This window comes from Silvimonas iriomotensis (genome assembly GCF_014645535.1).
Taxonomy (GTDB): Bacteria; Pseudomonadota; Gammaproteobacteria; order Burkholderiales; family Chitinibacteraceae; genus Silvimonas; species Silvimonas iriomotensis.
This window is the reverse complement of record NZ_BMLX01000002.1, coordinates 345010-363435: the sequence shown is the minus strand read 5'-3', so window position 1 is coordinate 363435 and position 18426 is coordinate 345010. Positions and strand designations below refer to the sequence as shown.

The window sequence follows — 18426 nt, the reverse complement described above, 5'->3', positions numbered from 1 at the left end:
GAATACCCACGGTTTCTTTTGCATAAAAGCGCCCCAGCAGTGTTATTGCAATGGGGCGCTTTTTCGTTTGTCCGAAATAGCTTTTCGGTCCAAGCGATGTAGTTCATGCAACAAGATATCACTCTATTTCATTTAATCTTATTGGGAGCCTTGGTTATGAAGGGAGTCTTTGCTAGCCTCTAGCAGTGCCCGCCATTGGGTTTCCCGCCGATCCCAACTGTAAAACATATCCGCATAATCTTTCTGAAGAGCCAGCCGCTGCTGGGTTGCGGGCGTATGCCATGACAATATAGTCATGCTGAGAGCGTGGTAGAAAATTTCGGCGTGAATATCATGGTCCTGGTGATATTGATACATGTTGGTCCAGTTTGCCGCTGTTTCATACAGCGCCCCCAAATTCGGATGCACGCAAGCCATCCCTGCGCTCATTGCCTCCATCAATACAAGGCACGATGTTTCTTCCCAAATTGATGGATAGGCAAGAATGTGGCATTCCTTCAGTTTTTTTCGCAATACCTCATTTTCCACCGAGCCGTGAAGATGGATGCGGGGATGTTCCTTCGCGGCATTGAAGAGATCTTCAAATTCCTTGTCCCGCTCCGGAGTACCGTAAATATGGAAACTGGAGAAAACATCGAGTTCTATCGTAGAGAATTGCTCTGCTAGTCGTTTAAACACTGGAATGAGAATTTTTAGTCCACGATGTGGTGTAGACCAATACGCTAGACGAAGACCTCCTTTGGGCTTCTCATGTCGGTCAATGGGAATAATCGCGTTGAGCAAGACCATGCATCGGCTATGAGGGATCCCGAATTTCTTCTGAAAACCGTGCATTTGATGATGGCTAACAAAGACCAGTTTTTTATATTTTTTCCACCCCCCATTTTTAAGCGGGTCCGTTGCTGTATCGGTGGGTAAGTCATGAGCCCAATAAATACAAATCTTGTCTTTGGGTGGGTTGTCGGGTGGGCGAGAGGGAATGATCTGAAATTTTTGCAGTAGTTCCAATGGCATTCGATGGAAAAGTTCGTTGTATAAAAGTTCCGTTCCTCCCCATGCGTTTCTTGCTCGGTCAGGGATGACTACCAAGGATTGTTTCTCTTGGCTTAGTGCATGCATAAAGGGCACCATTGTCTGACGATCTTAGTATTCACCGTTGCACTCCTCGCAATGGGCCCAAACTATCCTGGGCCCATTGCTTTTTATATGAACTTTTCCTGAAGAGGAAAAATTAAATGTCATGCAATGAATTTGGTTTTATGATATTTACTCCATAATTAGCAATATAGGGGCGAGAAATGATCCCGCGGATGAACTTGGCATGTCCGGCATGGGATTAGGAGTGCCGTAGTATTTTTGAACCATTTGAATATCTGTTTTGCTTAAAATCCCGTCATTCATCCACGCTCCCTGACTGCGTGAACAGTAGTTCATGACCGAATCGATATCCCAAGCACCAACGATTGTGTCGCCACCGAAGTCATCTTTCTCCGCGCTACAATATATTTCGTTTGTGTCTGGCCGATTCTGCTCATGGGAAAACCCAAGAACATGGCCAAACTCATGTACGGTCTCTGTAAAAATACATTTCTCCAGTTGTTGTTGATTTCCTTTACACCGACTGGCCTGGAAGTTATTGAAAGTAAAATTCAGTGTTACTCTTGTTTTGGTCGCGTTTGCTATGACATCTTCAACTGCGACACGGACCAGTTGTGCTGCGGATCCTGAGTTCGCATTACATTGACCCCAGCCTGTGAATCGGACTAATGAAGCTGTTTCCCAGGTGTCTTTAACCGCCTTTTGTGCTATGGCACGATTTCCTGCCATTTTGCTAAATGCATCTGCGGTCATGTCCCAACAGACCGATATTTCCTTGTTTGGCCATATGGCTGCTGTTTTCACAAAACCCTGGAGTGGGGTACGACTCGCCGCGCTATTCTTCGATCCTGCGTCATCAGAATTGTTTGTGTCATCGCTCCCCGTTTGAGAATGTGGGGCGGTGGGAGAGGTCGATTTGTTTTCCTCACTATCGTCCCCACCGCAGCCGCTTAGAATAAGGGTAATGAATAAAAAGAATGGAAATAAAGCACGATGGTGCCTACCATTTTTTTCATTTGAATAATTCCTTATTCCATGATGATTTGTTCAACATCTTCGCTGTGACTGCGTTTTTTGCAATAGTCATACCCCAGAATTGCGACAGTGCGACCGGAATCTTTTGCTGCCACCAAGAGTGCAATTTGTTGCTTTCCTATTGTGGAGTTTTCATCTGGTATTGCGTAGGTTCGCTTTTCTTTTGCGCAATCTGGTCTGCTGTATACGGTTTCATTTGGATAAAGAGAAAACCAAACAAGTCCATTTCCAGCGGCACTGACTTTGACGGACTCCAGTTGTCCCCTTGCTGACCCCGCAATTGCGTTTCCGGATAAGGACGTAACCAGGATGCTTGCAAATACGGAGGTAATGATTTTGATTTTCATGATTTGTTCCTTCGGCCTTTGTTGTTGAATTTCAATTTATTTTATATGCGTGAATTAATTATTTTTGTATAAGAATTTCCTTAAATATTTCTTGCAAAAATGTTTGCTTAAATGTAATCAAGTTTGGTTTTTAAAAATGAATAGTGTTTTTGCTTCTTTGTTTGGTGAGGTTTTTTCCTCGTATTGGTCTGGATTTCCGATGGATATACAGATTTTTGAATGCTTTGATTCGTTGATCTACGACAAACGTCTATTGAAAATAAATGACGAGAACGGTATGTTGTGACAAGTGGTTTATCCGAGGTGTACTGAGCATGAGCAAGCAGGCGATCAAGTTCTATAACCGTCCGGCCGGGGGCTGGGGCGCACTCAAGAGCGTGTTGCACGCCATTCATGAACAAGGCGTTGTGGTGCGCGGGATCAGCACGCTGCTCAAATCCAACCAGCCCGATGGCTTTGATTGCCCGGGTTGCGCCTGGCCAGACAAGAACCATCATTCCACCTTCGAATTTTGCGAGAACGGCGCCAAGGCGGTGGCTGCAGAAGCCACTGAGCGCCGTATTGACCGCGCCTTTTTTGAACAGCATACGGTGCGCGAACTGAATGCGCAGGACGACTACTGGCTGGAAGCGCAGGGCCGTCTGACTGAGCCCATGCGTTATGACGCCACGCGGGATCGCTACGTGCCGGTGTCTTGGGATGACGCGTTTGCATTGACCGCAAAGCACCTGAATGAGCTGACCAGCCCGCATGAGGCTTTGTTCTATACATCTGGCCGCACCTCTAACGAAGCCGCTTTCCTGTATCAGTTGTTTATCCGTGAGTTCGGTACCAACAACCTGCCCGATTGCTCCAACATGTGCCACGAGCCCTCTGGCACCGCCATGAAAGAGCAGGTGGGCATTGGCAAGGGCACCGTCACGCTGGAAGACTTCGACCACGCTGAAGCCATCTTCATCTTTGGCCAGAACCCCGGCACCAACCACCCGCGCATGCTGGGAACGCTGCGTGAAGCGGCCAAACGCGGTTGCCGCATTGTGGTGTTCAACCCGCTGCGTGAGCGGGGTCTGGAGCGCTTTGCCGATCCGCAAAGCCCGCTGGACATGCTCTCGGGTGACGGCACCAAAATTGCGTCGAGCTATTACCAGGTGCGCATTGGCGGCGATATGGCCGTCGCCATCGGCATTGCCAAGGCCGTGGTGGAAGCCGGCGTGATCGATGCCGATTTCATCCACGAGCACACCAGCGGCTTTGAAGATTTCCTGGCCATGCTGGACGCACAGATGTGGGAACACATTGAAGAACAGTCCGGCCTGTCTGAAGCGCAGATGCGCGACATTGCGGATATGTACATGGCCAGCAATGCCACCATTTGCACGTGGGGCATGGGCATCACCCAGCACAAGCATTCGGTGGCGACCATCCAGGCCATCATCAATCTGTTGCTGCTCAAGGGCAATATCGGCAAGCCGGGCGCGGGCGCGTGTCCGGTGCGCGGGCACTCCAATGTGCAGGGCGACCGCACCATGGGCATTTATGAAAAGCCCTCGGTCGAGTTCCTGAACAAACTGGGCAAGGCATTTGATTTTGAACCGCCGCGCGAACACGGCCACGATGTGGTCGGCGGCATTGAGGCCATGCTCAAGGGCGAGGCCAAAGTGTTTATCGGCATGGGCGGCAATTTTGCCTCGGCCACGCCGGATTCTGATCGCACCCGCGCGGGCCTGCGCCAGTGTGACCTCACCGTGCATGTCACCACCAAGCTCAACCGCTCGCACCTGGAACATGGCAAAGACGCGCTGATCATGCCGTGTCTCGGCCGTACCGAGGTTGACCTGCAGGCGGCCGGCGCGCAAGGCGTGACGGTGGAAGACTCCATGAGCATGGTGCATATCTCGGCCGGCATGAACGCACCGGCCTCGGAACACCTGTTATCAGAGCCAGCAATTGTGGCGCGCATGGCCGCGGCCACGCTGAAAAACAGCAAGACGCCATGGCTGTGGCTGATTGAAGATTACGACCGCATCCGCGACAAGATCGGTGAGGTGATTGATGGCTTTGCCGACTTCAATCACCGCGTGCACGTGCCGGGCGGTTTTTATCTGGGTAACTCCGCGCGGGACCGCAAATGGGTGACCGCCACCGGTAAGGCGCTGTTTGTGCCCAACCCGGTGCCGGGCGATATGCCGATCACCGAACTGCGCCGCAAGCACACGGAAAAACAGATTTTCAATCTGATGACCGTGCGCAGCCACGACCAGTACAACACCACCATCTACGGCCTGGATGACCGTTATCGCGGGGTGTTCGGGCAGCGGCGCGTGTGTTTCATCAACAAGCACGATCTGGAAAAACTGGGCTTCACCGCAGGCCAGTGGGTAGACATGACGTCGGTCTGGCACGATGGCGAGCGCGTTGCGCTGCGCTTCAAGCTGGTCGAATACGATATCCCGCCCGGTTGCCTTGCCAGCTATTACCCGGAAACCAATAACCTGGTGCCGCTGGACAGCATGGCCGACCGTGCCCGCACACCGGCGTCCAAGTCGGTGCCGGTGGTGCTGAGTCTTTCCAGCGACCAGCAAGCGGCGGCCTGAGCGGCCGGATTCATCCATCATGGAAGAAACGCTGATTGCCATCATGGCCTTGCTGGCCGGGCAGGATGGACTGTCTGATCACCAAGTCGGCAAAAAGCTGGGGCTGGGCATGAGTCAACTGAACCGCGCGCTGACCGTACTGACCGCGCCCGCGCTGGCGAACGGCCAGGCGCTGGTGCGTACGCAGCAAGACGGCAAACGCCGCACGCTGTGGCTGACCGAGGCGGGGAGGGCGCTGTGTCCGTGAACGAGGTCACTGGCCTGGTAGATTTGCCCCTGCCGGCGGTGTCGGCGCGGGTTCAGGCGCTGCGTATTGATCGCGGCCAGAGCGAATCGCGCCCGGAAACGCTGGCCGAAGAAACGCCGGTGGCGCTGGTGTTCAACGGGATATCTCACGCCGTGATGATGGCCAGCCCGCTGGATCTGGAAGACTTCGCGCTGGGCTTTGCGCTGACGGAGGGCATTATCGCCAGACCAGGCGAATTGCTGGATCTGGAAGTCGTGCCGCTGCCCACGGGTGTGCAGGTCGAAATGCGTATTCCGGAGCAGCGTTTTGCTGCGCTCAAGGAACAGCGCCGTAATCTGACTGGCCGCACCGGCTGCGGCTTGTGCGGACAGGATTCGCTGCAGCACGTCATCCGGCCGCTGGCCGCCGTACACACCGGCACCAGCGTGGCTGTGGCCGACATCCTCAGCGCCATGGATCAACTGGGCGCCTTGCAACCGCTTAACCTGGCCACCGGCGCTGCCCATGCCGCCGGCTGGTGGCACGACGGCCGCATAACCGTGCGTGAAGATATCGGCCGCCATAACGCCCTGGACAAACTGATTGGCGCCATTGCACGGCAACCAGTGCGTGATGGCGTGCTGGTGATCAGTTCCCGGGCTTCGTACGAGATGGTGCACAAGGCGGCTGCCGCCGGCTTTGCGGTGCTGGCGGCCATTTCTGCGCCGACCGCACTGGCGGTGCGGCTGGCTGAAGAAACCGGGGTGACGCTGGCTGGTTTTGTGCGGGGCGAGCGCCTGACGGTATACAGCCACGCCGACCGTATCCTGCGTTAGCGATCAACAGGAGCGCTGATGACCGTCCGCATTGTCCGGCTGGGTTCTGCAAGGCAGCAAGACGAAGGCCTGCGCATTGGCACGGTGCGGCGGCCACCGCGCGGCGTACCCAAAACCGAGTTCGCCAGCCGCGACTTCTACGACGTCTGGTATCCGCAACTGTCGCCCGTGCCCGAGCTGGTCCAGGCGGCGCAAACCGCCCAGGCCGCGCACGATCAGCGGGCCTGGGATACCTTCGTCAAACAGTTCCGCAAACAAATGGCAGAGCCTGATGCCAGCCGCACGCTTGATCTGCTGGCCGCGCTCTCGCATCAAAGCAATTTTTCCATCGGCTGCTATTGCGAAGACGAAGCACACTGCCACCGCAGCGTATTGCGCGCCTTGCTGACTGAACGCGGTGCCGACGTGCGCTAATGCGCGCTGCCGGCCAGCGCCTCATCACGCAGGGCATGTTGCAAGCTCAGCATCTGATCGCCCAGGGTGTTCAGATCAAGCGTGCCCAGTGCCCGGATCAGCGGGAACAGGCGCTCTTCTTCTTCGGCAAAGTGCATGGCCACATATTCCGACAGCACCTTGAAGCGCGCCTCGTACAACGGGTGATCCGTCGGCGTGACTTCCAGCTGCGCCATCAGCGTATTGCAGGTGGCGTGTTCCACTGCAGCTTCATCAATCAGATGCCCTTGCCGGTGCAACGCTGTCCGCGCCGCGGGATAGAACAATTGTTCCTCGACATGTGAATGCCAGGCCAGCAAGCGGCAGGTCTGGCGCACCAGATGCGCCTTCTGCCTGGCCGACAGCGTATATTTGCGCCGCTCGTATTCGGCAAACAATTGCAGGATCGTGGCGTGTTCCGCCCGCAACAAAAACGTGGCGCGGTCGTGGGTCAGCGCGGCACCGCTGGTAAACGCAGAAACCACGGGCATTCTGGCCCGGTGGTTCGGCGTGATGGAAGAAACAGACATGGCAAGCTCCCGACGCGATGGCGGATGTCCAGATCGATACTAGTCGGGCGCTGCGGCGGGGTGTGTCGGTGGCTGGCGCATTCGGGTGCAAGTGATTGCGACCGCAGTCCTACAGCGGGGCGGATCGCGCAGGACTGGAAGATGGCGGCTGATTCATCCTGGCCGTAATGTCGCCCTGGTCTGATGGCTTGGCGCCGGCCAATAAAAAACCGCCTGAAGCGGCGGTTTTTTATTGGCAAACCCGGCAGCTTAGCTGTGAATGCGCCCGTCGTGATCCACCACCGTGAGGTCAACATAGGTCGAACCATTGTGGTTGGTCGGGGAGAACTTCACGCGATAGCCGCCCATGTCGTAGTCGCCCAGGCTTTCCAGCGCGCTGACCAGTTTTTCACGGGTCAGGTTCTTGCCGGCGCGCTTGAGGCCTTCCACCAGCACGCGGGCGCCGATGTAGCCTTCCAGGCTCGGGTAGTCCACATCGGTCACGCCGGCGGCAGACAGGGCCTTGACGTACTCGATGGTCACCGGGCGGGTGGGGTTGTACGGGGTGGGCATCACTTGAGAAACGATCACGCCAGAGCCGTCGTTCTTCAGTTCATGCACCAGCGCTTCGGTACCCACAAAAGACACGTTGTAGAACGGGCCAATATAGTTGCGGGCGCGGGCGGCGGTGATGAAAGCCGCGCTGGATTTATACGCGGTAACCATGAACACGGCGTTGGCCGGGCTCTTCACCACCAGTTCGTCCACGGCCTTGGCGACTTCCACGCTGTTACGCTGCACGGTGGCGGTGGCCTGGATCTTGATACCGTATTTGAGCGAGGCTTCCTGCATGGCCTTCAGGCCGGCCTGACCGTAGGCATCGTTCTGGTAGAAGATGTTGATGGTCGACATGCCCATCTTCTTCATGGCTTCGGCAATTTCCGCCGCTTCATCGCGATAACCGGCGCGCACGTTGAAGATGTTCTTGTTCAGCGGGTTGCGCAGGCTGTCAGCACCGGTAAACGGCGCAATGAACGGCACGCTGTTCTGGTTGATCAGCGGCAGCGAGGCGTTGGAGGTCGGGGTGCCCACATAGCCGAACAGCGCAAACACTTGCTGTTCCTTGATGAGCTTTTGCGTGTTGGCAGCGGCGCGATCCGGCTCATAGCCGTCATCAAGCGCCACCAGTTTGATCTTGCGGCCGTTCACGCCGCCGTGCGCGTTCACGTAGTCAAAATACGCCTTGGCGCCACGGTTCACGCCCTTGCCCAGTTCGGCAGCAGGGCCGGAGAGGGCAGCAGACTGGCCCAGCAGAATTTCGTTATCGGTTACACCTGGTTCGGCGGCAAACGCCGACAGGGAAATCAGGGCCAGCAGACCCAACCACAGCGCCTTCATATTTATTTATCCTTGGATGCTTTGATTCGACGGCCCGCGATGGACAGCAGACCGTTGTGCGGCTTACACCCGTGTCGAACCGACGCCCCTCGGTCGGCAACGTTACCGGGCAAACTATTATATCGGCATAAGCGGTCAGGCGTGGCGCCGCAACCCGGACGGCGGGAAAGTCGCGACGGTCGTCAGCTTACACCTGTGGGGTTCACGCCACGGTCTGGCCAGCACACAAGAAAATGCCGCCTCACAGTGGAGGCGGCATCGGTTCACAGCGCTGTATCTGATTGTGTTTGCAATGACAGATCAGAAAGCAACGTAGCCTGGCGTACTACCGCTGTTAAAGCCGACGTACACGCTGCGGCCATAGTTGAACGGGAAGCCCAGATCAATCGTCGAGAACGAGTTGGGACCGCCGACGTTGTTGTAGGCCACATTGCCGTTGTTGAACAGGCTGGTTGCGTTGGCAATGCTCAGCGTCACCGTGGTCGAAGGGGACTTGCCCGAGGTATAAGCCGCGATCGCCACCGTTGTGCTCAATGTGGTGCTTGGGCAGAAGAAGTCCTGGCCGGGGCTGGATGAGCAAGCGGACGCCACGGATGAGGGCAGGAAGTAAATGTTCGACCCGGTATCAAAGAAACCCCCGCTGGTGGCACTGCTGGCGCTGCTGCCCAGGCCCATATACAGCACGCCTGCGTAGTTGGTGGTGTACTGCGTGACCCCGCTCAAGGCATTGTTGCTTTGCGTGCCAATGCCGAACACCAGCGACCCGGTGGCCGAGGCGGCGCCACTGCTGCCGATGGCGGGCATCACAATCATCACGCCGTTGTTGTCAGTGGCAAACAGCGTGGCTGGATTCATGACCTGGCTGGCCAGCGGCATGGTCGTGGCCAGGCAGTTCGACGCCGTCGAGCAGCCGTAATAGAAGGCCGCATTGGCGGTGGTGTCGCATGCGCCAAGGGTGTCGCAGTCATGCACAATGTTCGACAACCCGATCACCCCGTTGGCGCCAAAGTTCGCCACCGTGCTTTCGTTGGAGCCGCCATTGCTGCAACCGGTGGGCACGGTGCTGAAGTTGCTGTCACCAATGACCTGCAACGACACCGCGCTGGCGGTTTCGCTGCCGACGGTGATGTCGGCCTTGGCAACCGAACCCCAGATAAAGCCATCCGCAAACTTGTAGCACTCTGCCATCGGCACATTAGGCACCGAGACGGTAGAAGGCGTGTTCTGTGTGGGCAGCGCCAGACCATTCAGTGCGCTGGCCATGATGCGCAAACCGGTCGAACCGGTATCGACCAGGACGTGGTCCACGGTGGTGCAACTGCTAGTGCCAGGCACGCACACGGTGACAGACACGTAGGGAATATTGAGCGCGCCCGTGACGCCGCTCGGGCCGCTGTCGACCGTGATACTGGCCACGTTATTGCCGGTGATCGGTGTCGACGTAGGGGTCGGGGTTGCTGTGGGGTTGATCAGCGAAGAGCCATCCGCCGCGCCGTTACAGCCAATCAACAGCAAGTAAAGGCTGCCCAGACAAGCCAGCAAGAAGTACCGCATTGTGTGCTCCTGAATTCGTCAGAATCGTCAGAATGTGTGCCGGTGTCAGGCCGGGTTACTGGATATCGTCGGTGCTGACGCCTGCGGGCAGCATGGCCGGCACCCAGGCGCGGCCGTGATATGCCAGCGGTTTGCCGCCAGACTGCACCACAAGATCACTCGTATTGACGAGGTTGGCACTATGGCCGGCGTGGCGCACGGTGGCGTTCTCTGAGACTTGCGTGAAATACGTGCCCAGCAGCGTGCGCAGGTCAGGCATTTGCGGGCCGGTCCAGCTCACTGCAAAGACTTTGCCATCGGTGCCCACGTATTCGGTGATGGTGGTGCCAAGGCTGGTCTGCAATGTGTTCACGGTAAAGGCGGCGTTGCTGCTCTGGCTTGCGCCGGCCGCTTTGGCCGACGCCTTGAGCGCCGTTTGCGCTGCGGTGGTGGTGGCCGGTGCGCCGCCGAGCACGGCATGGGCAAAGCAGGGGACGGCCATTAACAAAACGCCTGCGCGCTTGATGAAACCGGTTCTGGTGATCATGAAATCCTCGATGCAAATCGCTAAACGGTCAGGGGTTTTTAACGTGATCGTGAGGCGGCAGAGCCATCTCTTTCAATTATCAGCCGCTTTGCCGACTATGCCAGCTTAAATAACAAGTCAGTTGGCAGATTTGTATCCCGCCAGTCTCGTCGTTGTAACGCAACATAGCCTGGCACCGTTGATCGGCTTGGGCCGTTGCCGTCGTTGTCAGGCGACGAACGCAAAAAAACGGCGGCAATACAGGCAAAACGCCATCCTGACGCCTGCGTTGACCGCGCGGGGAGTGGCTGCGGCCTGAATGGTATCGATTGCAAGCCGGGCGGCGCACCGTCTGGCGCTTGTCCGTACTTGATTCATGCAAATGTCCTGATTAGTTTGTGTAGCGCGGTACCACAAAAAGGGCTCACCGGTCAGCCGTGTCAGAGCTTACAACGCAGGGGCGTTTGCATAGGCCGGTCAGCAATGATGGCAAATGCCTGGGGGGTATTTCAAATGACCAGATTGCAGCAACCAGTGAACACGTCAGATGCCGGCGGGCAACCGCTGGACACCGTGGAGGCGGCACTTGATTTTGTCTATGAGCAGTTTGAAACACACCACGCGCAAATACGCGAAGTCTGGGCAGATACGTATAACGCGTTAGCCCAGGCGTGCGATTCTGGCGATGACGACCAGATCGAAGCCGCGCGGCACAAACTGCTTGATGCCATTCACCTCACGCACATGGGGTCGGCATAAGCCATCTGCCACAGTCTGATTCGCGCTTTTCTCGTTGTCTTGTTTTCGGGGGAAGACCCGGCGGCCTGCAGCAGGTAAATACCTGCTGGATGGCCGCCGTTTTATTTTATATCCTCGGTCGATGACGACTGAATCCCCTCTCACTCCTCCTGTCGGCCCGCGCATCTGGGTGGATGCCGACGCATGTCCCCGGCCGGTCAAGGAAATGCTGTTTCGCGCGGCGGACCGCGCGCGCATTCAGGTGACCCTTGTCGCCAACCAGCTGTTGCACGTGCCGCCTTCGCCCTGGATCAGCGCCTTGCAGGTGGCGGCGGGCTTTGATGTTGCCGATAACGAAATCGCAGCACGCGCGCAACAGGGCGACCTCATCATTACGGCGGATATCCCGCTGGCCTCGGCCGTGATCGCCAAAGGTGCCGATGTGATCGACCCGCGCGGCGAGAACCTGACCGGGGCCAATATTGCAGAGCGGTTATCCATGCGCGATTTCATGCAGGGCCTGCGCGATGCCGGCGTGCAGACAGGCGGCCCGGCCGGTTTGTCTGATGCCGACAAAAAGGCCTTCGGCCGGGCGCTGGATACCTGGCTGGCAAAAAAACGCCGCACCACGGGCTTGTAAACCGACCGGTCGGCCCAATGTGTGCGCCAGATTGTTTCAACCCCTCATCATCAGGTAATGGAGTACAAGATGACCTCTCGCTGGATCGATATCAAAAGCTCGACAGGTGAAACATACGGCGGCTATCTCTCGCTGCCGCCAACCGGCAAAGGCCCGGGGCTGGTGCTGATCCAGGAAATCTGGGGTGTAAACGACCATATCCGCAAAGTGGCAGACCAGTACGCTGCCGACGGTTTTGTGGTGCTGGCACCGGACGTTTTCTGGCGTCAGACCCCGCGCGTTGATCTGAACTATGACGAAGCCGGCACCAAGCAGGCGTACGCGCTGATGCAAGGGCTGGATCAACCGGCCGCGGTGAAAGACCTGGTCGGCGCGGTCAGCACACTCAAGGCCCAGCCGGAAGTCACCGGCAAGATCGCTACCGTGGGTTATTGCATGGGCGGTCGCCTGTCGTTCCTGACTGCAGCCCACAGCGCCGATGTCGCCGCTGGCGTGTGCTACTACCCGGGTGCCATCAACACCGTCATGGGCGATGCCGCACAACTGAAAGCCCCGGTGCAGTTCCACTTTGGTGGTCTGGATACCCATATCGGCAAGGATGTGCGCCAGTCGGTGATCGACACCCTGGGCGATCGCGAAGATACCGAGATCTATATCTACGACAACGCGGACCACGGCTTCAATTGCTGGGGCCGCCCGATGTACCACCAGAATGCCGCCATGCTGGCCCACGGCCGCGTGCTGGAATTCCTGGCCGAACATCTGGCCTGATCCCGCTGCCGGCATGCTGCCGTTGGTGCAGATGCAAAAACGCCACCCGCCCAAGGCCGGTGGCGTTTTTTTATGCGCGGATCAATCTGATCAAGCCAGCGGCTGGCCGCTGGCGGCATCAAGCAACAGCGTGTTGGCGTCGCGCAACAACAGCCAGCGGCCATCGGGCTGGCGCTGGTACAGGGTCAGTGTGTCGCCCTGCCGGGTGACAGGCCGGGCCATGTGCGCGCTGTGTACGGTGACTTGCAAGTGGCTGCGGGCCCAGGCCAGATCAGCCAGGATCACCACTTCGGCAATTTGCTGCACGCTTTCAATGCGAACGCCAGCTGATCTGGGCGGCAACAGCGCGGCAAAAGCCGCCTTGCCCATGATCGGGGGCTGGCCGGGCGTGATGAAAACGGCGTCGTCGGTCATCAGGGCCAGCACAGCGTCATAGTCGCCCGCGGCGGTGGCTTGTTGCCAGTGTGAACACAGGGCGCGGATTGCGGACTCGTCAGACTGCGTCATGAGAAAGCTCCGATTTACAGATTGCGGGCGGGCCGGCACGTGCGTCAGGCGCGCGCAAAGTGCCAGAGTAGTGTACCTTTCTACATCCGCAATCGACACCCTGACCCACAACGGGAGCCGGCCCGCATCAAGAGCACCGGCACCGCGCCCTGACACAGCGAGGACCAATTGAGATCACAGCGGCGGCTGATCTGGCTTGCACTGATACTGTCTGTCCTGTTGCATCTGGCAACGCTGTTGATCCCGTTCAATTTTTCGGGCGGCGGCGCCACTTTCCTTGCCAGCGTCATGCCGCTGCGGGTCGAGCTGCAACCGCCGCTGCCGCCGGTTGAAGTCACGCCACCACCGCAGGACGTTCCCGTTACCGCGCAGGGTGAGATCACCCCGGAAAACTCGGATATGCAAGCGGTGATTGCCGTGCCGGTGCCGGAAGAACAGCCGGCCACGGTGGCGCCCTCTGCTGCCCATAGCGGGCGGCATCGGGCGCGGCACGCCAAAGCATCGGCCGTGACCCCGGCCTCTGCCCCGGCTGCCGATATCACGCCGACCCCGCAGCCTGCGCTGACGCCGACCCCCGAGCCCGTAGCGACGCCAACCCCGACACCAGTGGCCACACCCACGCCGACGCCAACGCCGGTACCGACGCCTGTGGCCACGCCAACGCCTACGCCGGTTGCGACCCCGACGCCAACCCCGGTGCCGACGGCTACACCGACGCCGCACCCGACGCCCGCGCCGACCGCCACACCGACGCCGACCCCCAGCGCGACGCCGGTGCCCACGCCCGTGGTGACCGCCACCCCGGTGCCCACCGCCGTGCCGACGCCCGTTGCAACACCGGTACCCACTGCGGTTCCGACTGCACGCCCGACACCGGTTGCCACGCCAGTACCGACGCCGCTGCCCACGGTGGTGCCGACGGCCGCGCCGACGCGGGCGCCAGTGGTGGTCCCGACGATCACGCCAGTGCCGTCCAGTGTGCCGGTGCTGAACATGCCGGTCACGCCGGTCCCTGCGGCAGGTTTGCCAGGGCCGCAAAGTGGCAAGAGTGCACTGCCGGCACAGAACCCGGGGCCGGGCAATGGCGGCGGCAAGAGCGCGACCGGCACGGGCAGCAAGAGCAGCACCGGTACTGGCAACGGCAGCGGCACGCAGCCGGTCAAGCCGCTGAATCTGAACCTGAATCTGAACGGGCCGTCGATCAACATGCCGTTGATCCGGCCGCAGAACAACGGGGGCAAGAATGCGCCGGAAGAAGGGTATATCCGCGCTCAGCGTGATCCGGTAACCCGGGCGATCTACAACTTCTGGGAGGCCTCGCAGGTTAAACAGAAGATCGAGCGCTACGGCAAGATGAGCTTCCCGACCAACAGCCACGGCGACCCCATGTACGGGCGCGTACGCTTGCGGCTGCTGATCAATGGCCGGGATGGCTCACTGGCAGAGAGCGAGGTCATCAGTCCGTCGGGTAACCCGGAGTTTGACGACGCGGTGTTGTTGCTGGTGCGCCGCGCGGCACCGTTTGGGCCGGCCAGCAAGGATATCTGGGATGAAAACGGCCAGATCCTGTTGCTGATGTGGGCCAGCTTCCAGAAAGACCAGACCGTCTGGAGCCGTTGATACGCGGTGCCAGGCCGGACACAGGCTAAAAGAAAACCCCTGGTCTGTCGGCGTGCCGGCGGGCTGTTGCGTTACAGGTCATGGTCGGGTGCCCGCTGTTGCGGGCACCGGCTACATGCACGATACATAAACTGTTTGATTGTCGTCGCGCCTCAGGGTAAAACTGTGCGGCCCGCCAGTTGGCACACCGGATGTGCAACGCGGGCCAGTGCCGGTTCCCCGTGATTGGGCGGGGATTAACTTTTTGTTCAAGTTGAAGATTCTTGTCAGTCAAGTACCTCTCATATAAAGACGGCATTCTGACCATCAACCTCGATGTGCTGGCGTTGGCCTTCCTGCTGGCCATCTTGCTGCACGTGGCGGTGTTGTTCATCCCGCAAACGCCACCCAAAAAGGATAATGGCGCCCCCGCCAGGCAAGAAGCGCCATTCCAGATGCAGCTGTTGCCCAAATCCCGGCCGGCACAGCAGGCAGAACTGGCGCCGAAGCAACCACCTGTCATGACCCGGACCGTACCGGCCCAGGAAAAGCCGGATTACGCCGCGCCGCCGCCCAAGCCACGCCATAAAGAGGCGCCCAAAGTAGCCTCTGCGCCAGCGCCCAAGCCCGCGCCAGACCAGACCCCGCCGCGTGAAATTGCCATGGGCGGGCTGGATGACGCCTTGAACCGGCGCGCGCCGCAGCCTCAGTCCAGACCCGGGCAGTTGTTGCATCACCTGTCTGACTTGCCGCCGCAATCGCAGAACCGTGACGATGCCGCGCCAGAGCCTGATTCCCAGATCGCCGCGACGACAGATCCGGTCAAACGCTTCCAGTACGGCTGGTGGTTTGATGCGATCAAGCGCAAGGTTGAGCGGGTGGGGCAGATGAATTTCCCGCACGACGAACACGACAACCCGATGTTTGGCCGCGTGCATTTCCGTGGCACCCTGAGTGCGGACGGCAAGACCTTTGATATCAAGGTGCTGGATGTCGATGGCCCGGCCGCGCTTGGGCCCAAGTGCAAGCTGATCCTGGAGCGCTCTGTGCCACTGCCGGCGCCGCCCAAAGATTTGCTCGACAAGAACCAGCAGTACGTGTTCGTGGGCGATTACTACTTTGTGAACAGCTCGGAGATGACCCGCTACAACTGGTAAGCGGGGTTTGATCCAGCCAATAAAAAACCCGGCTTTGGCCGGGTTTTTTATTGGTGCTGATGCGGGCCTAGCGGCGGTCGCGATCAATGGCCAGACCGCCAAACGACTGGCGTACCGGCATGATTTCAATCGTGTTGATATTGACGCGATCCGGACGCGAAGCAATCCAGTAAATGGCATCGGCAATGTCTTGCGGGGTCAGCGGCTCGGTGCCGTTGTAGACGGTGGCGGCGCGCTCGTCATCGCCATGGAAACGCACGTTGGAGAACGTGGTGCCACCGACCATGCCCGGTTCAACATCCGTCACCCGCACGCGCGTGCCCAGCAGGTCGGCGCGCAGGTTCAGCGAGAACTGGCGCACAAACGCCTTGGTCGCGCCGTAGACATTGCCGCCCGGATACGGCCAGCGGCCGGCAACCGAACCCAGGTTGAGAATCGCGCCGCGGTTGCGTGCCACCATGCCGGGCAGCACGGCACGCGTGACATACAGCAGACCCTTGATATTGGTGTCGACCATGCGTTCCCAGTCGTCCAGTTCGGCGCGCTGGGCTGGCTCCAGCCCCAGTGCCAGACCGGCGTTGTTCACCAGCACGTCGATCTCGGCAAAGTCTTGCGGCAGGCGCGAGAGCGCGGCAATCACGCCCTCGTTATCGGTCACGTCCAGGGTGAGCGGGTGAACCTTGCCCGGATAGGCGCTGGCCAGGGCAGCAAGCGCGTCAGTGCTGCGGGCGGCAGCAATCACTTTGTGGCCTTCATCCAGAAAGCGGCGGGCCGTGGCCTCACCAATCCCGATGCTGGCGCCGGTCACCAGTACGATCATTGTTTTTCTCCTGCATTGAACAGATTCAGACTCATGCCGTGATCTTGCCGCAGCGCAGCAGCCATGGCTAGCGCAGTGTCATGGCGGATTGGGCGGAACAGTCGCCCCACGGCGTTCAGTGGCACTGCGCCTTGTCTGATTCAAACTGATGAAATTGCGCGACGCAGTCTGCGGGTTCGATCTGAACCGTCACGTGGCCCACGTTGAATTCGCTGGCCAGCCGTTGCTGGATGCTGGCGACAATCAGCGCCTGATCGGCGCCAGGCTCGGCCACCGCGTGCAAGGTCACCATCAGTTGCTCGGCCGTCATGGCCCAGGCGTGGATATGGTGGATATCGGTCACGCCGGTAATGTGCTGTTCCAGGTCGGACTTGATATCGTCCAGTTTCAGGTTGGGCGGCGTGCCTTCCAGCAAGATATGCGTGGTGGCTTTGACAATCTGCCAGGCGCTTTTCAGGATCAGGAAGGCGACCAGCACCGACAGCAGCGGGTCGATCGGCGTCCAGCCGGTAAAGCGAATCACCAGCGCCGCAACAATCGCCGCCACCGACCCCAGGATATCGCCCAGCACATGCAGCCAGGCACTGCGCATGTTCAGGTTTTCCTGGTTGCCGCCATTGAGCACGTAGAACGCCGCAATATTGGCCGCCAGCCCGATCACCGCCACCCACAGCATGGCGCCAGAGAGGATCGGCACCGGTTTGGCAAAGCGCACGATCGCTTCAAACAAGATCCAGGCGGCCACCAGAAACAACGCGCAGCCGTTGACAAAGGCCGCCAGGATTTCCAGCCGTTTATAGCCAAAAGTCAGCCGGGCATTGGCCGGGCGCTTGCCGTAATACAAGGCCAGCCAGGAAAAACCCAGCGCAGCGGCATCGGACACCATGTGCCCGGCGTCGGCCAGCAGGGCCAGCGAGCCCGACCAGATCCCGCCGGCCACTTCTACCAGCATGAAGGCAAAGATGATGACGAAGGCCGCGGCAATGCGGCGCTGGTCAGTCACGCCATGCGCGTGGCCAAAAGTATGGTCGTGATCATGATGGTGGCCGTGGCCGTGATCATGCGCGTGATCGTGCGCAGCCTCATGGCTGGCGTGAGCGTGGCCGTGGTCATGTCCGCAGGCAGCGTCGTGCTGGTGCGGGGCAGGGGTGTTGGCCGGGCGGTAGGGTGATGTCATCAGTCAGTCTCAAAGATAGCGGACGATCTGCTTGAACTCGTCCAGCGCCTCACGCTGGCCCGCTTCGCCGGCGGCATCTACCGCGTGCTCAAGACAGTGGTCGATATGGTCTTGCACCAGTTGTCGCTTGGCGCTGGCAATGGCCTTTTCGACCGCCTGCAGTTGCTGGGCGATATCAAGGCAGGTGCGGCCTTCTTCCAGCATGCGCATGATGGTTTTCAGGTGGCCTTCGGCGCGGCGCAAGCGGTTGATGATTTCCGGGTGTTCTGTGTGTTCCATGTACGCATGGTATCCCCCCTGGGGGGATGTGACAACCACAAGTTCCCCAAAAAATACCAAATGGATATTGCATTGATGAGGGTCAGGTTTTACAATTTTCAGTAATTCATGAAAATTCAGAAAAGAACAAAATTGCTGAAGATCAGATAATTTCAGCAAAACAGACATTGATCGGGTGAGCCATGTCGCTATCATCCGGCCCCG

At 58.8% G+C, this 18426-nt stretch carries 20 protein-coding genes; 9 read left to right on the top strand and 11 right to left on the bottom strand.

Translation table 11 applies throughout. From position 1 onward, the window contains the following. Nucleotides 1-138: 138 nt before the first annotated feature. The 3 genes from IEX57_RS08200 to IEX57_RS08190 form a co-directional block, all read right to left on the bottom strand. Entirely contained in the window at nucleotides 139-1119 is a 981-nt protein-coding gene (locus tag IEX57_RS08200; RefSeq protein ID WP_188703793.1) for a glycosyltransferase, read from the bottom strand. Between the two features lie 147 nt (nucleotides 1120-1266). Beyond that, a complete protein-coding gene (locus IEX57_RS08195) occupies nucleotides 1267-1851 on the bottom strand; it encodes a M12 family metallopeptidase (RefSeq protein WP_188703792.1) in 585 nt (194 codons plus the stop codon). Between the two features lie 275 nt (nucleotides 1852-2126). After that, nucleotides 2127-2480, bottom strand: coding sequence for a hypothetical protein (locus IEX57_RS08190; protein ID WP_188703791.1), 354 nt, complete (start codon nucleotides 2478-2480; stop codon nucleotides 2127-2129). Between the two features lie 314 nt (nucleotides 2481-2794). Here IEX57_RS08190 and IEX57_RS08185 point away from each other — a divergent pair, with 314 nt between their 5' ends. The 4 genes from IEX57_RS08185 to IEX57_RS08170 are packed head-to-tail and all read left to right on the top strand — an operon-like array spanning nucleotide 2795 to nucleotide 6550. Then, nucleotides 2795-5074, top strand: coding sequence for an FdhF/YdeP family oxidoreductase (locus tag IEX57_RS08185; protein WP_188703790.1), 2280 nt, complete (start codon nucleotides 2795-2797; stop codon nucleotides 5072-5074). Nucleotides 5075-5093: 19 nt separating this feature from the next. Continuing rightward, nucleotides 5094-5321 carry a hypothetical protein gene (locus IEX57_RS08180; protein ID WP_188703789.1) on the top strand — a complete coding sequence of 76 codons (228 nt, stop codon included), beginning with the start codon at nucleotides 5094-5096 and terminating at the stop codon, nucleotides 5319-5321. Further along, nucleotides 5318-6136, top strand: a complete 819-nt coding sequence (gene fdhD / locus IEX57_RS08175) for a formate dehydrogenase accessory sulfurtransferase FdhD (RefSeq protein ID WP_188703788.1) — start codon at nucleotides 5318-5320, stop codon at nucleotides 6134-6136. The genes IEX57_RS08180 and fdhD overlap by 4 nt, the downstream gene beginning before the upstream one ends. An 18-nt stretch (nucleotides 6137-6154) precedes the next feature. Continuing rightward, on the top strand, nucleotides 6155-6550 hold the full coding sequence (locus tag IEX57_RS08170; RefSeq protein WP_188703787.1) for a DUF488 domain-containing protein: 396 nt from the start codon (nucleotides 6155-6157) through the stop codon (nucleotides 6548-6550). On the opposite strand, the gene IEX57_RS08165 is transcribed toward IEX57_RS08170, so the two are convergent. The 4 genes from IEX57_RS08165 to IEX57_RS08150 form a co-directional block, all read right to left on the bottom strand. Next, the gene (locus IEX57_RS08165; protein WP_188703786.1) at nucleotides 6547-7098 is read right to left on the bottom strand and encodes a hemerythrin domain-containing protein; all 552 of its coding nucleotides are present in this window, start codon (nucleotides 7096-7098) and stop codon (nucleotides 6547-6549) included. The genes IEX57_RS08170 and IEX57_RS08165 overlap by 4 nt on opposite strands. Nucleotides 7099-7347: 249 nt before the next feature. Further along, nucleotides 7348-8475, bottom strand: coding sequence for an ABC transporter substrate-binding protein (locus IEX57_RS08160; RefSeq protein WP_188703785.1), 1128 nt, complete (start codon nucleotides 8473-8475; stop codon nucleotides 7348-7350). A gap of 300 nt (nucleotides 8476-8775) precedes the next feature. After that, entirely contained in the window at nucleotides 8776-10029 is a 1254-nt protein-coding gene (locus IEX57_RS08155) for a DUF3443 family protein (RefSeq protein WP_188703784.1), read from the bottom strand. 55 nt (nucleotides 10030-10084) lie between these two features. Further along, entirely contained in the window at nucleotides 10085-10555 is a 471-nt protein-coding gene (locus IEX57_RS08150; RefSeq protein WP_188703783.1) for a DUF2844 domain-containing protein, read from the bottom strand. Nucleotides 10556-11047: 492 nt separating this feature from the next. Here IEX57_RS08150 and IEX57_RS08145 point away from each other — a divergent pair, with 492 nt between their 5' ends. From IEX57_RS08145 to IEX57_RS08135, 3 genes are all read left to right on the top strand, one after another. Beyond that, complete coding sequence (locus tag IEX57_RS08145) at nucleotides 11048-11293, top strand: hypothetical protein (RefSeq protein ID WP_188703782.1); 246 nt, start codon at nucleotides 11048-11050, stop codon at nucleotides 11291-11293. 121 nt (nucleotides 11294-11414) lie between these two features. Continuing rightward, a complete protein-coding gene (locus IEX57_RS08140) occupies nucleotides 11415-11912 on the top strand; it encodes a YaiI/YqxD family protein (protein ID WP_188703781.1) in 498 nt (165 codons plus the stop codon). A 69-nt stretch (nucleotides 11913-11981) separates the two neighbouring features. Beyond that, complete coding sequence (locus IEX57_RS08135; protein WP_188703780.1) at nucleotides 11982-12683, top strand: dienelactone hydrolase family protein; 702 nt, start codon at nucleotides 11982-11984, stop codon at nucleotides 12681-12683. Nucleotides 12684-12773: 90 nt separating this feature from the next. Here IEX57_RS08135 and IEX57_RS08130 read toward each other — a convergent pair whose 3' ends face one another. Next, nucleotides 12774-13190 (bottom strand): YybH family protein, encoded by a 417-nt coding sequence (locus IEX57_RS08130; protein WP_188703779.1) that lies wholly within the window; start codon nucleotides 13188-13190, stop codon nucleotides 12774-12776. 168 nt (nucleotides 13191-13358) lie between these two features. Between IEX57_RS08130 and IEX57_RS08125 the strand changes: the two genes are divergently transcribed. Next, a complete protein-coding gene (locus tag IEX57_RS08125; RefSeq protein WP_188703778.1) occupies nucleotides 13359-14810 on the top strand; it encodes a cell envelope integrity TolA family protein in 1452 nt (483 codons plus the stop codon). A 263-nt stretch (nucleotides 14811-15073) separates the two neighbouring features. Continuing rightward, entirely contained in the window at nucleotides 15074-15946 is an 873-nt protein-coding gene (locus IEX57_RS08120; protein WP_188703777.1) for a hypothetical protein, read from the top strand. 67 nt (nucleotides 15947-16013) lie between these two features. Here the strand turns inward: IEX57_RS08120 and IEX57_RS08115 are convergent, their stop codons facing one another. From IEX57_RS08115 to IEX57_RS08105, 3 genes are all read right to left on the bottom strand, one after another. Next, nucleotides 16014-16766, bottom strand: coding sequence for an SDR family oxidoreductase (locus tag IEX57_RS08115; protein WP_188703776.1), 753 nt, complete (start codon nucleotides 16764-16766; stop codon nucleotides 16014-16016). Nucleotides 16767-16881: 115 nt separating this feature from the next. Beyond that, on the bottom strand, nucleotides 16882-17943 hold the full coding sequence (locus tag IEX57_RS08110) for a cation diffusion facilitator family transporter (RefSeq protein WP_188703775.1): 1062 nt from the start codon (nucleotides 17941-17943) through the stop codon (nucleotides 16882-16884). Nucleotides 17944-17952: 9 nt separating this feature from the next. Next, complete coding sequence (locus tag IEX57_RS08105; RefSeq protein WP_188703774.1) at nucleotides 17953-18222, bottom strand: metal-sensing transcriptional repressor; 270 nt, start codon at nucleotides 18220-18222, stop codon at nucleotides 17953-17955. Nucleotides 18223-18426 lie beyond the last annotated feature (204 nt).

Bases quoted from the DNA above. Each gene is read 5' to 3' on its own strand.
- IEX57_RS08195 (WP_188703792.1), bottom strand. From the start codon at position 1,851: ATGACCGCAGATGCATTTAGCAAAATGGCAGGAAATCGTGCCATAGCA.
- IEX57_RS08170 (WP_188703787.1), top strand. From the start codon at position 6,155: ATGACCGTCCGCATTGTCCGGCTGGGTTCTGCAAGGCAGCAAGACGAA.
- IEX57_RS08190 (WP_188703791.1), bottom strand. From the start codon at position 2,480: ATGAAAATCAAAATCATTACCTCCGTATTTGCAAGCATCCTGGTTACG.
- IEX57_RS08150 (WP_188703783.1), bottom strand. From the start codon at position 10,555: ATGATCACCAGAACCGGTTTCATCAAGCGCGCAGGCGTTTTGTTAATG.
- IEX57_RS08130 (WP_188703779.1), bottom strand. From the start codon at position 13,190: ATGACGCAGTCTGACGAGTCCGCAATCCGCGCCCTGTGTTCACACTGG.
- IEX57_RS08140 (WP_188703781.1), top strand. From the start codon at position 11,415: ATGACGACTGAATCCCCTCTCACTCCTCCTGTCGGCCCGCGCATCTGG.
- IEX57_RS08165 (WP_188703786.1), bottom strand. From the start codon at position 7,098: ATGTCTGTTTCTTCCATCACGCCGAACCACCGGGCCAGAATGCCCGTG.
- IEX57_RS08160 (WP_188703785.1), bottom strand. From the start codon at position 8,475: ATGAAGGCGCTGTGGTTGGGTCTGCTGGCCCTGATTTCCCTGTCGGCG.
- IEX57_RS08185 (WP_188703790.1), top strand. From the start codon at position 2,795: ATGAGCAAGCAGGCGATCAAGTTCTATAACCGTCCGGCCGGGGGCTGG.
- IEX57_RS08145 (WP_188703782.1), top strand. From the start codon at position 11,048: ATGACCAGATTGCAGCAACCAGTGAACACGTCAGATGCCGGCGGGCAA.
- IEX57_RS08180 (WP_188703789.1), top strand. From the start codon at position 5,094: ATGGAAGAAACGCTGATTGCCATCATGGCCTTGCTGGCCGGGCAGGAT.
- IEX57_RS08200 (WP_188703793.1), bottom strand. From the start codon at position 1,119: ATGCATGCACTAAGCCAAGAGAAACAATCCTTGGTAGTCATCCCTGAC.
- IEX57_RS08105 (WP_188703774.1), bottom strand. From the start codon at position 18,222: ATGGAACACACAGAACACCCGGAAATCATCAACCGCTTGCGCCGCGCC.
- IEX57_RS08115 (WP_188703776.1), bottom strand. From the start codon at position 16,766: ATGATCGTACTGGTGACCGGCGCCAGCATCGGGATTGGTGAGGCCACG.
- IEX57_RS08155 (WP_188703784.1), bottom strand. From the start codon at position 10,029: ATGCGGTACTTCTTGCTGGCTTGTCTGGGCAGCCTTTACTTGCTGTTG.
- IEX57_RS08110 (WP_188703775.1), bottom strand. From the start codon at position 17,943: ATGACATCACCCTACCGCCCGGCCAACACCCCTGCCCCGCACCAGCAC.
- IEX57_RS08135 (WP_188703780.1), top strand. From the start codon at position 11,982: ATGACCTCTCGCTGGATCGATATCAAAAGCTCGACAGGTGAAACATAC.